Genomic DNA, 12,625 nt, shown 5'->3' with positions numbered 1-12,625 from the left:
GAGTGCATCAGCGCGGGCATCACCGGCTGCAGGGCCGTCACCAGCTTTTGCGAAACGGCGACGGAGTGGTAGAACACCGGAATCTGCCAGCCCTGCCAGAAGCCGCCGGGGTCGAGGGATACGACGGCCCCGAGCACGCCCCCGCGCCGGGCCAGCTCCAGCACCAGCCGGGCCCCCATGGAGGAGCCCACCGCGTCGATGCCCAGCAAGTCGTGCTCGGTCAGAAAGGCGGTCAGCGCGTCGGCGAAAGTGCCGATGGAGTTTTCGCCGGCCAGGGCGGGGGAGGCCCCGTGCCCGGGCAGGTCGACGGCCAAGACCTCGCGCTCCGCAGCCAGAGGACCCATGATGGTATTCCAGGAGCGCCAGCTGCCGCCGATGCCGTGAACCAGCAGCAGCGGCCGGCCGCTACCCTGACGAACGTAGTGCAAATCCATAAGAGGCGTAGAAGTAAGTGAGCAAACAGAACTTGCTATACGGCTCCGCCGGCCGGAAAGGCGGACTGGGCCGGGCCGCGCGGCGGCGAGCAGGATGGTACAGGGCGCTGATGCCGTCGGCCGCGGCTATGTTTAGCCCTTCCTTCAGCTCCCGTCCGTATGCGCCTTTCGTCTTTCTTGTGGCTGCTCGCCCTGCTCTGCCTGAGTTTGCCCGCCCGCGCCCAGTTGGCCGCTTCCGGCCGGCAGGTGCAGTATTTGTCGGGTACCGACAACGGGCACACGGCCACCTGGGACTTTTTCTGCACCGGCGGGCGCCGCAGCGGCACCTGGACCACCATTCAGGTGCCCTCGTGCTGGGAGCAGCAGGGCTTTGGCTCCTACAACTACGGCCGCGACTACAAAACCTACGGCAAGAACTTCCGCTTCGCCGATGAGAAAGGGCTCTACAAACACCGGTTTCGGGTGCCGGCCGGCTGGCGGCAGGGGCCGGTGTTTATCGTCTTCGAGGGCTCCATGACCGACACCGAAGTCAAGCTCAATGGCCAGCTCGTGGGGCCCGTGCACCAGGGCGCTTTCTACCGCTTCAAGTACGAGCTGACCGACAAGCTGCGCTTCGACGCGGAAAACCTGCTCGAAGTCACGGTCAGCAAGATGTCGGCCGAGCCTACGGTCAACAACGCCGAGCGGCTAGCCGACTACTGGGTGTTCGGCGGCATTTTCCGGCCCGTGTACCTCGAAGCCTACCCGGCCCAGTTTGCGCCCCACCTGGCCCTCGACGCCCGCGCCGACGGCTCCTTCGTGGCCCGGGCCGAGCTGCGGGGCTTGCGCCAGTCCACCGCGGTGCGCGTCGATATCCTGGATGCCCAGGGCCGGGTGGTGGGCACGGCCGCCGCGGTGGCCGCCGCTGCCGACACGGCAGTGCAGCTCCGCACCCGGCTGGCCAAGCCCCGGCTCTGGACCGCCGAAACCCCGAATCTGTACCGGGCCCGCCTCACGCTTACGGCCGCCGGACAGCCGCTGTACCAGACCACCGAGCGGTTCGGGTTTCGCACCATCGAGGTGCGGCGCGGACGGGGCATCTTCGTCAATGGGGTGCAAATCAAGCTCAAGGGCATCAACCGGCACAGCTTCTGGCCCGAAACCGGCCGCACCCTCAACGACTCCATCCAGCTGCTCGACGTGCGCCTGCTGAAGGAAATGAACCTGAACGCCGTGCGCATGGCTCACTATCCGCCCGACGCGCAGTTTCTCAACCTCTGCGACTCGCTGGGCCTGTACGTGCTCGACGAGCTGGCCGGCTGGCAGAAGGCCTACAGCACCGCCGCCGGGGCCAAGCTGGTGCGCGAGATGGTGCGCAAGGACCTGAACCACCCCAGCATCCTGTTTTGGAGCAACGGCAACGAGGGCGGCACCAATAAGAACCTCGACGACGACTTCGCCCAGCACGACTTGTCCCGGCGGCCCGTCATCCACGCCCACCACCGCCCGGGCAACGCGTTCAATGGCATCGACACCAACCACTACGAGGACTACTACAGCACCCAAAAGATTCTGGCCGACTCGCTGATTTACATGCCCACCGAGTTTCTGCACGCCCAGGACGACGGCGGGGGCGGCACCGGCCTGCACGACTTCTGGGAGCTGCACTGGGCAGCGCCGCGCTCCGGCGGCGGCTTCCTCTGGGCTTTGCTCGACGAGGGCCTCGTGCGCACCGACCAGCGCAACCGCATCGACGTGAACGGGGTGAATGCGCCCGACGGCGTGCTGGGCCCGCACCGCGAAAAGGAGGGCAGCTTCTACGCCATCCGGGAGGTTTTCTCGCCCATTAAGCTTAACCTAACGGAGCTGCCGGCCAAATTCAGGGGCATCATTCCGGTGGAAAACCGCTACCACTTCACCAACCTCAGCCAGTGCTTTTTCCAGTACGAGCTGGTGCGCTACCGCCAGCCCGGCGAGGCCTTCGCCGGCTCCGTGGGCGGGCCGCGCGGGCGCATCAGCAGCCCCGACGTGCCGCCGCTGGGCCGCGGCAAGCTCAGCGTGAAGCTGCCCGCCGACTGGCAGCAGTACGATGCGCTGCTGGTTTCGGCGTACGACGCGCAGAAAAACCTGGTGTACAAATGGAGCTGGAAGATCCGGCCCAATGCGGCGTTGCTGGTCAGCATCGTGCGCCCGGCCCCGGCCGCCGCACCGGCCGTGCAAGTCACCGAGTCCGACAGCGTGCTGGTGCTGGCGGCGGCCGGCATTACGGTGGGCTTCGATAAGCGCACCGGCGAGCTGACGGGTATCAAGGGCAACAGCGGCAACGCGCTGTCGTTGGCCCACGGGCCGGTGCTGGTGGGCGGGCAGGCTACTTTTGCGGGGCTGCGCCACTACGCCGAGGCCGGCGGGGAGGTGGTGGAAGCTGCTTACCGCGGCGACCTGCAAACCGTGCGCTGGCAGCTGAGCCCTGGCGGCTGGCTGCGCCTCGACTACGAATACCGCCTCACCGGCGACTTCCCTTTTGCCGGCCTGAGCTTCACCTACCCCGAAAATTACGTGCTGGGCGCCCGCTGGCTGGGCAAAGGGCCGTACCGGGTGTGGAAAAACCGCCTGCAGGGCCAGCTCGACAACGTCTGGGAAAACGCCTACAACAACACCCAGACCGGGGCCGCCCCTTGGCTCTACCCCGAGTTCAAAGGCTACTTCGCCGATATCACCTGGCTGGAGCTCAATACCGTGGAGGGCAAGTTTCTGGTGGCCAGCCCCGACCCCGGCCTCTACGTGCGCCTGTTCGACTTCTACGGCCTGTCCGGGGTGAAGCCGTTTCCGGCTTTGCCGCCCGGCAATTTCTCCCTGCTGGATGCCATTCCGCCCCTGGGCACCAAGCTGGCCCTAAACATCGACGCCAACACCCGCAACCTGGGGCCCAGCGGGGAGCTGAACCACCTGCAGGGCGCCAAGCGCCGGACTTTGTACTTCTTTTTCGGCTTAGCCACCTCCACGGCCACGCCCCAGCCCTACACCGCGCCCGAAAAGGACGATTTATTTTAGCCCAAACCAGGCCGGGCGCCGGGGAGTTCGGGCTTCAACGCCAAGGCCCCGAAATGGGCGCTGGCCGGAGCATTTTGCGCAAACGTTTGCCGGTCTTGGTTCCGGAATTTACGGCGGGCAGTACCGCAGAAAGCCGTATTTTGGGCTTTCTGACCATAGCAGTCAGCTGCCGGCGCTTGGTATTGGGCGCGGCCGATTCACGCTCCTTCTATGAACCCCACCCGTATTACCGCGGGCCTGCTCTTGGCCGGCTCGCTGCTGAGTTCTTGTCAAACCCAGAAAATGCCCGCTACTACTTCTTCGTCCCCCGCCCCGGATGCGGCCCGCCGGCCGGTCTGGGAGTCGGCGGCCTACTCGGTGTTTCGCGACAGTATCGTGCAGGGACGGGCCGTGGCCCGGGCCCGGTCGCGCCAGGAGCTGACGTCGAGCTACCAGAGCCCGGCCAACGAGTTTCAGAGTCCGCAGGTCAGCTTTAAGTTCAGCCTCAACGGCAAGGACAACGAAATGCAGCCCGGCCAGGACCACGTTTTTCAGGCCGTGCCCCGCGCCGCCGGGCAGCCCCTCGAAACGCCGGTTATCGGGTTTGGGCAGCAGTTCGTGGACCACACGCCGGTGCCGGCCAACACGTACCTGGCTCCGAACACGCCGCTGAAAATCCGCCTGGATCTGCGCCCCGTGCTGGCCGCGTTTCAGAAGCAGGGATTTTATTCGCTCTACAACGGCCAGAAGCTCTACAAGGACGACTTCAAGCACGTATTCGTGGCCGGCAACACCACGCCCATGAGCTGGGATTTCGACAACCTGATCAACAAGCCCGGGCTGGAGCTCACCGACCCCGACGGCGACGGAATCTACGAGACGACGGTGGTGCTCAACGCCCATTCCGACCAGAAAACCACCGCCGGGCAGTGGAAAGCCAGCCTCGACGTAAGCAAGCTGCCCCAGCTCACGTCGGACTTCCCGCTGCTCGATGCGCTGTATAACCTGGCCCTGGAGGAAGCTACCCGGGCCGTAGAGCCCGACGGCACCTTTCGCACGGGGCAGGAGTGGGCCGGCGTCTGGACCCGCGACATTAGCTACAGCATCATCCTGAGCCAGGCCCTGCTCCAGCCCGAAGTCGCCAAAACCAGTCTGCTGCGCAAGGTTTCAGCTCAGGGCCGCATCATCCAGGACACCGGCACCGGCGGGGCCTACCCGTGCTCCACCGACCGGATTATCTGGGCCGTGGCCGCCTGGGAAATCTACAAAACCACCGGCGACGAAGCCTGGCTGCGCCAGGTGTACCCGATTATCAAGGCCTCGATTGAAGACGATGCGCTGAACGCCTACGATGCCACGACCGGCCTCGTGCGCGGGGAGTCGTCGTTTCTGGACTGGCGGGAGCAGACCTACCCGAAGTGGATGCAGCCGGTGGATATCTACCAGAGCGAGAACCTCGGTACCAACGCCGCCCATTTTCAGGGCAATCAGGTGCTGGCCCTGCTGGCCGATAAGCTGGGCCAGGCCGAGGTAGCCCGCCAGGCGCGGGGCCGGGCGGCCCGCATCAAGGCTGGTATCAACGAGCACCTGTGGCTCGAGGAAAAGGGCAATTACGGCCAGTACCGCTACGGGCGCACATTCCCGACTATTTCGCCCAAGTCGGAAGCCCTGGGCGAGGCCCTGACTGTGCTCTTCGGCGTGGCTGACGAGGCCCGGGCCAAAACCATTGTGGCCCGTACCCCGGTCATGGACTACGGGATTCCCTGCATTTACCCGCAGATTGCGGGCATTCCGCCCTACCACAACAACGCCGTCTGGCCCTTTGTGCAAAGCTACTGGGGCCTGGCCGCGGCCCAGGCCGGCAACGAAAACGCGTTTCTGGAAAGCCTGATGGCCGTGGCCCGCCCGGCGGCCATGTTCCTGACCGACAAGGAAAACTTCGTGGCCTCCAACGGCGACTTTGCCGGCACCCAGGTCAATTCCAGCAACATGCTCTGGAGCCTCTCGGGCACGCTGGGACTGGTTTACAAGGGCCTGTTCGGCATGGATTTTCAAGCCGACTACCTCACGTTCCGGCCCTTCGTACCCCAGGCCTTGCAGGGCACCCGCACGCTGACCAACTTCCACTACCGCGGCGCCGTGCTGAGCGTGGAAATGCGCGGCTACGGCCGCGTAATTCGCAGCATCACCCTTGATGGACAGCCCCTGGCCGAGGCCTCGGTGCCCGCCACGCTCACCGGCACCCACAATATTCACATCGAGCTGAGCAACGAAGCTCCCGCGCCAGCCGCTCAGAATAAGGTGCCCCACCACGTGGCGCCCCCGACACCGGCCGTCACCTACGCCGCCGGGCGCCTGAGCTGGCCGGCTGTCGAAGGCGCCCGGGCCTACCAGGTGCTGCGCAACGGGCAGTTTGCGGCCCGTACCACCGAGCTCAGCTTCCCAGTGCCCGCGCCCACGGCCTACGCCGAGTACCAGGTGCTGGCCGTGGATGCCCAGGGCTTCGAAGGCTTCGCCAGTGAGCCCCTGCCCGTGGGGGCCGATCAGTTCCGCCGCACTTTCGAGCTGGAAGCGGCCGCGGGCAAATCGGCGAAGGGCTACAAGGGCTACACGGGCAAGGGCTTCGTGGAAATCAGCACGACGGTGAACCGCACTCTCACGCTCAAAGTGCAGGTGCCGAAAACCGGCCTCTACGCCCTGGATTTTCGCTACGCCAATGGCAACGGCCCCATCAACACCAGCAACAAGTGCGCAATCCGGACCCTGCGCCGGGGCGGGCAACTGCTGGGCACGGTGGTGCTGCCCCAGCGCGGCGTGGACGAGTGGTCGGACTGGGGCTTCTCCAACCCGGTGCTGGCCCGGCTCGCAAAGGGCACCCATACCCTGACTCTGACGCTGGAAGACGCCAACACCAACATGAACGGCGAGGTCAACCAAGCCATGCTCGATTATCTGCGCCTGACCCGGGTGCAGTAGCGTAATCCGGAGCCAGCGGGCAGAGTTTGCCGCGTCCAGCATGCTGGTTTAGCGCCCAGACCTTACCTTTAGCCCACGGCCCGGAGTAGGTTTGGCCGGCGCAGGCCCGTTCTGCGTCCGGTGCGGCGCGGCTGGTAGTATGGTTGATAAATAGCAATTTCGTTTCCTGAATCCACCTTCTTTCCCTCTCATGACAGCACAAACTCTTACCGGGCTGCGGGCCGGCGTCCTGCACAGCGACGAAGTACAATCCCTGTTTCAGTACGCCAAGAAGAATGCCTTCGCCCTGCCCGCCGTCAACGTGACGGGCACCAACACGGTCAACGCCGTGCTCGAAACCGCCAGCGCCGTCAACTCGCCGGTGATTATTCAGTTCTCAAACGGCGGGGCCCAGTTCTTCGCCGGTAAGTCGGTGCCCAACGACAAGCAGCAGGCCAGCATTGCCGGCGCCATTTCCGGCGCCCAGCACGTGCACCTGATGGCGGAGCTCTACAACGTGCCCGTGATTCTGCACACCGACCACGCCGCCAAGAAGCTCCTGCCCTGGATCGACGGCCTGCTCGCGGCCGGCGAGAAGCACTTCGAGCAGTACGGCCAGCCCCTCTATAGCTCCCACATGCTCGACCTGTCGGAGGAGCCGATTGAGGAAAACATCGAAATCTGCAAGCGCTACCTGGAGCGCATGGCCAAAATCGGCATGACCCTGGAAATCGAGCTCGGCGTAACCGGCGGCGAGGAAGACGGCGTCGACAACTCCGACGTGGACTCCAGCAAGCTCTACACCCAGCCTGAGGAAGTGGCCTACGCCTACGAGCAGCTGAGCGAGGTCAGCAACCGCTTCACCATCGCCGCGGCTTTCGGCAACGTGCACGGCGTGTACAAGCCCGGCAACGTGAAGCTCCAGCCCAAGATCCTGCACAACTCCCAGGAGTTCCTGCGTCAGAAGCACAACATCGAAGAGGCCCTGCCCATCGACTTCGTGTTCCACGGCGGCTCGGGCTCCTCGCAGGAGGAAATCCGGGAGGCCATCAGCTACGGCGCCATCAAGATGAACCTGGACACCGACCTGCAGTGGGCGTTCTGGCAGGGCATCAAGGACAACTACGTGAAAAACGAAGGCTTCCTGCAGGGCCAGATCGGCAACCCCACCGGCGCCGACTCGCCCAACAAGAAGTACTACGACCCGCGCGTGTGGCTGCGCAAGGGCGAGGAAACCTTCGTGGCCCGTCTGAAGCAGGCTTTCGAAGACCTCAACGCCATGAACCGTCGTCCCTAGTTCTGGGTCCGCGGCCAACAGCTCGCTGCTCTGGCTTGATTTAAGATGTAAAAGCCCGTTTCCAGCCCTGGAAACGGGCTTTTTGTGTATAGCCGGCGGGCATTATTTGGCTGCGCCACCGTGCGGCTCGTATAGCAAGGGCCGGGCACAGTTGCCTAGCCCGATTCTCACGTTGCTATCTGTCTCTTCTATGAAAACTCAGCTCACCATCCTCGCCGCTGCCCTGCTGCTCACGGCCGGTGCCGCCCGGGCCCAGACCACGCCCACCTCGCCCCAGCGCGCCGGTGTCGGCAACCAGACCACGCTGCCGCCCACCAACCCGACCATGCCCAGCAACCCCGGCACCATCAGCCAGCAGAGCACCGACCAGCAGCCGACCATGCAGCGCAATACCAACCTGGACGTGAACGTGCCCCAAGGCCAGACCATAGAGCGCAACGCCGTTGACCAGCTGCCCGCCCGCGAAAAAACCAGCGCCCCGTACACGCCCGCCCGCCAGCGGGCGGTGCGCCGCGGCACTTCGCCGGCCCGCACGCCCGCTACCACGCCCCCAAGCCAGCGCTAGGCCGCTTCGAACACAAAAAAGCCCGCCTGCAGATTGCAAGCGGGCTTTTTTGTGTTCGAAGCGGTTTACTTGGCGTTCTGCAAGTCTCCGGCCAGGCGCAGGAGCAGGTCGCCAAGGGAGCGGAGGGCCGCCTGCTGCTCGGCGGGCGCCTGGAAAGCGTACTGGTTGGTTTGGGTGCCCAGCAAACTCAAAGAGCTACCAATGGCCGGCCCATTGAGCTTGCCGGCCGTGAGCAAAGACTGTAGCGTACCAATTTCGCGGGCTATGTCCTGCAAACCGGGAATGCCGCTGAGCAGAAATTCCTGCTGCCAGGCTTCGGTGTTGTCCATGGCCGCGCTCAGGGGCAGGGCCGTCAGGCCGTTTTGCAGGGCGCGGACCGTTTCATTGAGGCGTTCAACGCCGGAGGAATCAGTTGCCATAAGGGAAAGAAGGGGTAATAGGGTGGGTGGTTACTAGGCGGAGGTGACTTCAGCGGCGACCAACTGCAATTCGCGCAGCACGCTTACGGCGCGGCAGGCGCTGGCCTCCTTGTCTTTTATTTCGAGCATGATGTCCACGTCGAGGCCGTGCAGGTGGGAGAGAAACTCACGGAACAGCTCCTCTTCGAGGGTAGAGGTGTGCTTGCCTTTCCGCTCGCCCAGCTGCTGGGAGCTATAGTCCATCATCATCACCCCGTCGCGCTCCGGGTGCCAAGTGGCGGCGGCCAGGCGCAGGGCCTCGGCCATGGGCTCGCCGTGGTTGAGGCACTCGTGGTGGAAGTTGTCGAACAGAATCGGGATGCCCACGGCCTCGTGCACCCGCAGGCAGTCCTGCAGGCTGAAGAGGCGGTCATCATTTTCAATCACCAGCCGCCGACGCACGGCCTCGGGTAGGGTCCGGTAGGTGGCAATAAAGCGGGCAATGGCCACTTCCCGGTCGCCATAGAGGCCCCCGACGTGAATCTGGAGCTTGGCCTGGCTATCCATACCCATCAAATCGAGCATGGCACCCTGGTACTCGAGCTCGGCAATGCTGCGCTGCACGATGTCGGCGCTGGGCGAATTGAGCACCACAAACTGGTCGGGATGGAGCGACACGCGCAGGTTTTCGGCCCGGATGTAGTCGCCCACGGCCCGGAACTCGGCCGCGAAGCGGGTTTGCCAGGGAAAGGTGTTGATGGGGTGGGAGCCGAAGGGCACGATGCCGGAGCTGATGCGGAAAAAGCGCAACTCGTGGGCTACATTATATTCCAGAATGCGCCGCAGGCAGGCCAGGTTGTTGGCGACGGTCGTTTCCACCCGCTCGTTGGAGTAAGACGCCAGCCGGAAAGTGGTGGAAGAGGAGCAGTCGAGGGTTTCGTTGACGCAGGGATAACCGATTCGCATGTTTCAGCTTACGGGCCCCGCGCGGAAATTGTTGAAACCGGCCCCGGCGCCGCCCGCGGGCTTACTCGTAGCCCTTGTTGTCCTTGAAGTTGCGGTTGTACTTCTGCCGGGCCTTTTCGGCTTCCTGCACTTTCTTCTCGTTCAGGATTTCCTCCATCTTGCGCCGCTCCTGCCCGGCCCGGGAAAACTGCTCGTAGATCAAACTGACCGGGCTAGCTATGGTGGGCACGGGCATTTTGGGGGCAATGGTATCGACGGGGAACAGGGGCTTGGGCGGGGGCGGGCGGCGCACCACGTTGGTGGAGGGCGCCGGGCGGCGCACGTTGCGCAGGGCGCGGTTGATCTGGGCCCGATCCGGCCGGCCCGACTGAATCCGCACTTCCCCGAGCTGAATACTGTCGCGCACCATGTAGATCTGCACAATAATCTGGGACAAGCCGGTGCGGTCGAGAGGTAGACGCTGGGGCTTGAAGCCCACGGCCCGGAACATGAGCGTGTCGGTGTTGGCCACGTCGATGGCAAAGTCGCCCTCATTGTCGGCCACGGTGCCCTTCCGGGTGCCCTGAATCAGGACGGCCGCGCCGGGAATGGGCTTGCGGCCGGCCAGCGTGGAAATGGTGCCCGTCACGCGTACCTGCGCCGCGGCTGCGCCCGAAAGCAGCAGCAGCAGCACCAGCGTCAGGCAGGAAAGAAGGGGGCGGGGCCCGAAGCGAAACAAACCAATCATCCAGGATAGTAACACGCCTTAGCGCGCAAGGTAGCGAACTACTGAGGCAAAAAGAGCCTGCACCGTTGCAGGGTGCAGGCTCTTAAACTCTGAACAGAAGCAAATGGTGCGGCCTAGAAGCGCTTTACCGTCCGCTCTCCGTCGGCGTCAATCTTGATTTTGGTGCCGTCGGCGCGCTTGATTTTCACGTCACCGTCCTTGCTGACCTTACGCTTCGAGCCGTCCACGTACTTCACCTTGTGGTTGTCGTCGTCGTTTTCCAGCTTTTTGATGGCTTTGCGCGGCGCGGCCCGGCGCGTCGTGGTGGCGGTCGTCGTCGTCGTGGGGGTCGTCACGACCACCGGCTCCGGGTCCCCGCCCACGTAGCGCTCATCGGCGTAGTTGATGCGGCTGGTTTCGTACTGACGGTATTTGTCGGGGCTGTTCAGGGCCGCGCGCAGGTCGTTGTCGGCCTCCACGTTTACGGCACGAGCCGCGGCGTAGCGCCCGGCAGTATCGGTGGCGTACTGGGTGTTGAGGTTGCCCAGGCGCTTGGCGCGGGTGTAGTACACGGTGCGCACCTTGGTCACCACCACCGAGTCGGTCAGATCGAGGTCATTGGCGAGGCGGTTGGCAATCCGGTCGGCGCGGTCCTGGTATTCGGCGTCGCTGGGGTCAGACACCACGACGGCCGTGTCGCCGGGAACGGTGGTAGTCGTGGTGGTCGTCTCGACTTTCTTGTCCTGGGTGCAGGAAGCAGCGGTGAGAGCACCGGCAACGGCGCTCAGAAGAAGCAAACGGGCGTTTTTCATGGAAAGGGAAAAAGGGAGAATAGGTGCGGCCGGATATAGCAATCCGGGGATGCAGGCTATACGGTGGAGGTTACAACACGGTTATTGCTCCGCTGGACGGCACTAAAAAGCCCGTTTCCGGGTGGAAAACGGGCTTCTGTAGAAGGCAGGGTCAGCAAGCCGAGACTATTCAGTCTTGGATTTGTTGCCGTCGGCGTCCTTGGTTTTCACTTTGCCGTTGTCTTTGACTTTCAGCTTGCTGCCGTCGTCGGCTTTGGCTTTCATCTTGGTCACGTTGGTGCTGCCGGCCATCCCCGAGTTGTCCGACGAGCTCATCTGATCCGACGAGCTCATGCTCGACGAAGACGACGAGGAGCTCATGCCGGTGGTGTCGGCCATGGCGGCGTCATCCATGTAGCGGTCCTCGTAGTAGTCACTGCGGCTCGACTCGTAGGCCGAGTACTGCGTTGGGTCAGTAAACACGGTTTTGAGCTCCGTGTCGGTGTCGTTGTACACCGAGCGCATGGCGGCGGCCATCCCGGTGGTGTCGTTGGCGTACTTGCTCTGCAGGTCGCCGAAGCGCTTTTCGCGGTTGTAGTACACGGTGCGCACCTTGGTACGGGTGGCATCGTCGAGCTTCATCTTGGCGGCCATGTCGGCGGCAATCCGGTCGGCGCGGCTGTTGTAAGCCTCATCGGTGTACATGGCCGGCGTCGTGGTCGTGGTGGTCGTGGTGGTCGTTACGGCCCCGCCGTCGGTGGTTGTGGTATCAGTGGTTTTTTCCTGCGAGCAGGAAGCCATGGCCAGCGTGGCGGCGCAGGACAAAAACAGGAGGGAGGTTTTCATAATCCGGTGTGGTTGAGAGAGGAAATGTCCAAAAATCTATGATGGCGCATATACGGGGCGGTTTTGTCTGCGGTTACCTTTTAATCTTCGTTAAGCACAAAAAAGCCTTCCATTGTGCAATGGAAGGCTTTTTTGCAGAAGCTGGACGTTAGTGCCGGCCTGAGCCCGACCCTCCGGCCGGGTTAGGCGCGGCGTAGCTCAAACACGGTGATTTCGGGCAAAAAGCCCACCCGGCCCGGGTAACCGATAAAGCCCAGCCCCGTGTTGACGTACAAATGCTGCTTGCCCTGGGAATAGAGGCCCGCCCATTGCTTGTAGACGTACTGCACCGGGCTCCACTTAAAGCCCGGCAGGTTTACGCCAAACTGCATGCCGTGGGTGTGGCCCGAGAGCGTCAGGTCGATGTCGGAATACTCGAGCACCTGGGCTTCCCAGTGGGAGGGGTCGTGGCTGAGCAGGATCTTAAAGGACGCGTCGCCGCTGCCGGCGTGGGCCTGGGCCAGGTTGCCGTACTTGGGGAAGCGCATCTGGGCGCCCCAGTTCTGCACGCCCAGAATGGCAATTTTCTCGCCGCCCTGCTCCACTACGTGGCTTTCGTCGAGCATCAGCTTCCAGCCGATTTTGGCGTGGTTCTGCTTGAGCCGGTCGAGGTTGGCCT

General features: G+C 63.7%; 11 protein-coding genes. 4 read left to right on the top strand and 7 right to left on the bottom strand.

Features of this window, described 5'->3' with window-relative positions; translation table 11 throughout:
• Positions 1–434, bottom strand: a 434-nt coding sequence (locus EWM57_RS20040; protein ID WP_129923085.1) for an alpha/beta fold hydrolase, incomplete at its 3' end; no start/stop codon positions are given.
• 159 nt (positions 435–593) lie between these two features.
• Here EWM57_RS20040 and EWM57_RS20035 point away from each other — a divergent pair.
• The 4 genes from EWM57_RS20035 to EWM57_RS20020 all read left to right on the top strand — a co-directional run bounded on the left by EWM57_RS20035 (position 594) and on the right by EWM57_RS20020 (position 8,260).
• Complete coding sequence (locus tag EWM57_RS20035; RefSeq protein ID WP_129923084.1) at positions 594–3,464, top strand: glycoside hydrolase family 2 protein; 2,871 nt, start codon at positions 594–596, stop codon at positions 3,462–3,464.
• A 210-nt stretch (positions 3,465–3,674) separates the two neighbouring features.
• Positions 3,675–6,419, top strand: coding sequence for an alpha-L-rhamnosidase-related protein (locus EWM57_RS20030; RefSeq protein WP_129923083.1), 2,745 nt, complete (start codon positions 3,675–3,677; stop codon positions 6,417–6,419).
• A 190-nt stretch (positions 6,420–6,609) separates the two neighbouring features.
• Positions 6,610–7,695 carry a class II fructose-bisphosphate aldolase gene (gene fbaA / locus EWM57_RS20025; RefSeq protein ID WP_129923082.1) on the top strand — a complete coding sequence of 362 codons (1,086 nt, stop codon included), beginning with the start codon at positions 6,610–6,612 and terminating at the stop codon, positions 7,693–7,695.
• 190 nt (positions 7,696–7,885) lie between these two features.
• A complete protein-coding gene (locus EWM57_RS20020) occupies positions 7,886–8,260 on the top strand; it encodes a hypothetical protein (protein ID WP_129923081.1) in 375 nt (124 codons plus the stop codon).
• A 65-nt stretch (positions 8,261–8,325) separates the two neighbouring features.
• Here the strand turns inward: EWM57_RS20020 and EWM57_RS20015 are convergent, their stop codons facing one another.
• The 6 genes from EWM57_RS20015 to EWM57_RS19990 all read right to left on the bottom strand — a co-directional run.
• Positions 8,326–8,679 (bottom strand): hypothetical protein, encoded by a 354-nt coding sequence (locus tag EWM57_RS20015; protein ID WP_129923080.1) that lies wholly within the window; start codon positions 8,677–8,679, stop codon positions 8,326–8,328.
• Between the two features lie 33 nt (positions 8,680–8,712).
• A complete protein-coding gene (gene uvsE, locus EWM57_RS20010) occupies positions 8,713–9,624 on the bottom strand; it encodes a UV DNA damage repair endonuclease UvsE (RefSeq protein ID WP_129923079.1) in 912 nt (303 codons plus the stop codon).
• Between the two features lie 61 nt (positions 9,625–9,685).
• Positions 9,686–10,351 (bottom strand): carboxypeptidase-like regulatory domain-containing protein, encoded by a 666-nt coding sequence (locus EWM57_RS20005; RefSeq protein WP_129923078.1) that lies wholly within the window; start codon positions 10,349–10,351, stop codon positions 9,686–9,688.
• A gap of 113 nt (positions 10,352–10,464) precedes the next feature.
• Positions 10,465–11,142: a hypothetical protein gene (locus EWM57_RS20000; RefSeq protein ID WP_129923077.1), complete on the bottom strand. Its 678-nt coding sequence runs from the start codon at positions 11,140–11,142 to the stop codon at positions 10,465–10,467.
• Positions 11,143–11,307: 165 nt separating this feature from the next.
• Complete coding sequence (locus tag EWM57_RS19995; RefSeq protein WP_129923076.1) at positions 11,308–11,967, bottom strand: hypothetical protein; 660 nt, start codon at positions 11,965–11,967, stop codon at positions 11,308–11,310.
• A gap of 182 nt (positions 11,968–12,149) precedes the next feature.
• On the bottom strand, positions 12,150–12,625 hold a 476-nt coding region (locus EWM57_RS19990; protein ID WP_394345437.1), incomplete at its 5' end, for a metallophosphoesterase.

Source organism: Hymenobacter persicinus, assembly GCF_004167665.1.
GTDB classification, from domain to species: Bacteria; Bacteroidota; Bacteroidia; order Cytophagales; family Hymenobacteraceae; genus Hymenobacter; species Hymenobacter persicinus.
Note: the sequence above shows the minus strand (reverse complement) of the source record. Positions and strands in the feature narration are given on the sequence as shown.

Excerpts from the sequence above, each read along its gene's own strand:
- EWM57_RS20035 (WP_129923084.1), top strand. The coding sequence starts at position 594 with ATGCGCCTTTCGTCTTTCTTGTGGCTGCTCGCCCTGCTCTGCCTGAGT.
- EWM57_RS20030 (WP_129923083.1), top strand. The coding sequence starts at position 3,675 with ATGAACCCCACCCGTATTACCGCGGGCCTGCTCTTGGCCGGCTCGCTG.
- EWM57_RS20005 (WP_129923078.1), bottom strand. The coding sequence starts at position 10,351 with ATGATTGGTTTGTTTCGCTTCGGGCCCCGCCCCCTTCTTTCCTGCCTG.
- EWM57_RS20015 (WP_129923080.1), bottom strand. The coding sequence starts at position 8,679 with ATGGCAACTGATTCCTCCGGCGTTGAACGCCTCAATGAAACGGTCCGC.
- EWM57_RS20000 (WP_129923077.1), bottom strand. The coding sequence starts at position 11,142 with ATGAAAAACGCCCGTTTGCTTCTTCTGAGCGCCGTTGCCGGTGCTCTC.
- EWM57_RS19995 (WP_129923076.1), bottom strand. The coding sequence starts at position 11,967 with ATGAAAACCTCCCTCCTGTTTTTGTCCTGCGCCGCCACGCTGGCCATG.
- fbaA (WP_129923082.1), top strand. The coding sequence starts at position 6,610 with ATGACAGCACAAACTCTTACCGGGCTGCGGGCCGGCGTCCTGCACAGC.
- EWM57_RS20020 (WP_129923081.1), top strand. The coding sequence starts at position 7,886 with ATGAAAACTCAGCTCACCATCCTCGCCGCTGCCCTGCTGCTCACGGCC.
- uvsE (WP_129923079.1), bottom strand. The coding sequence starts at position 9,624 with ATGCGAATCGGTTATCCCTGCGTCAACGAAACCCTCGACTGCTCCTCT.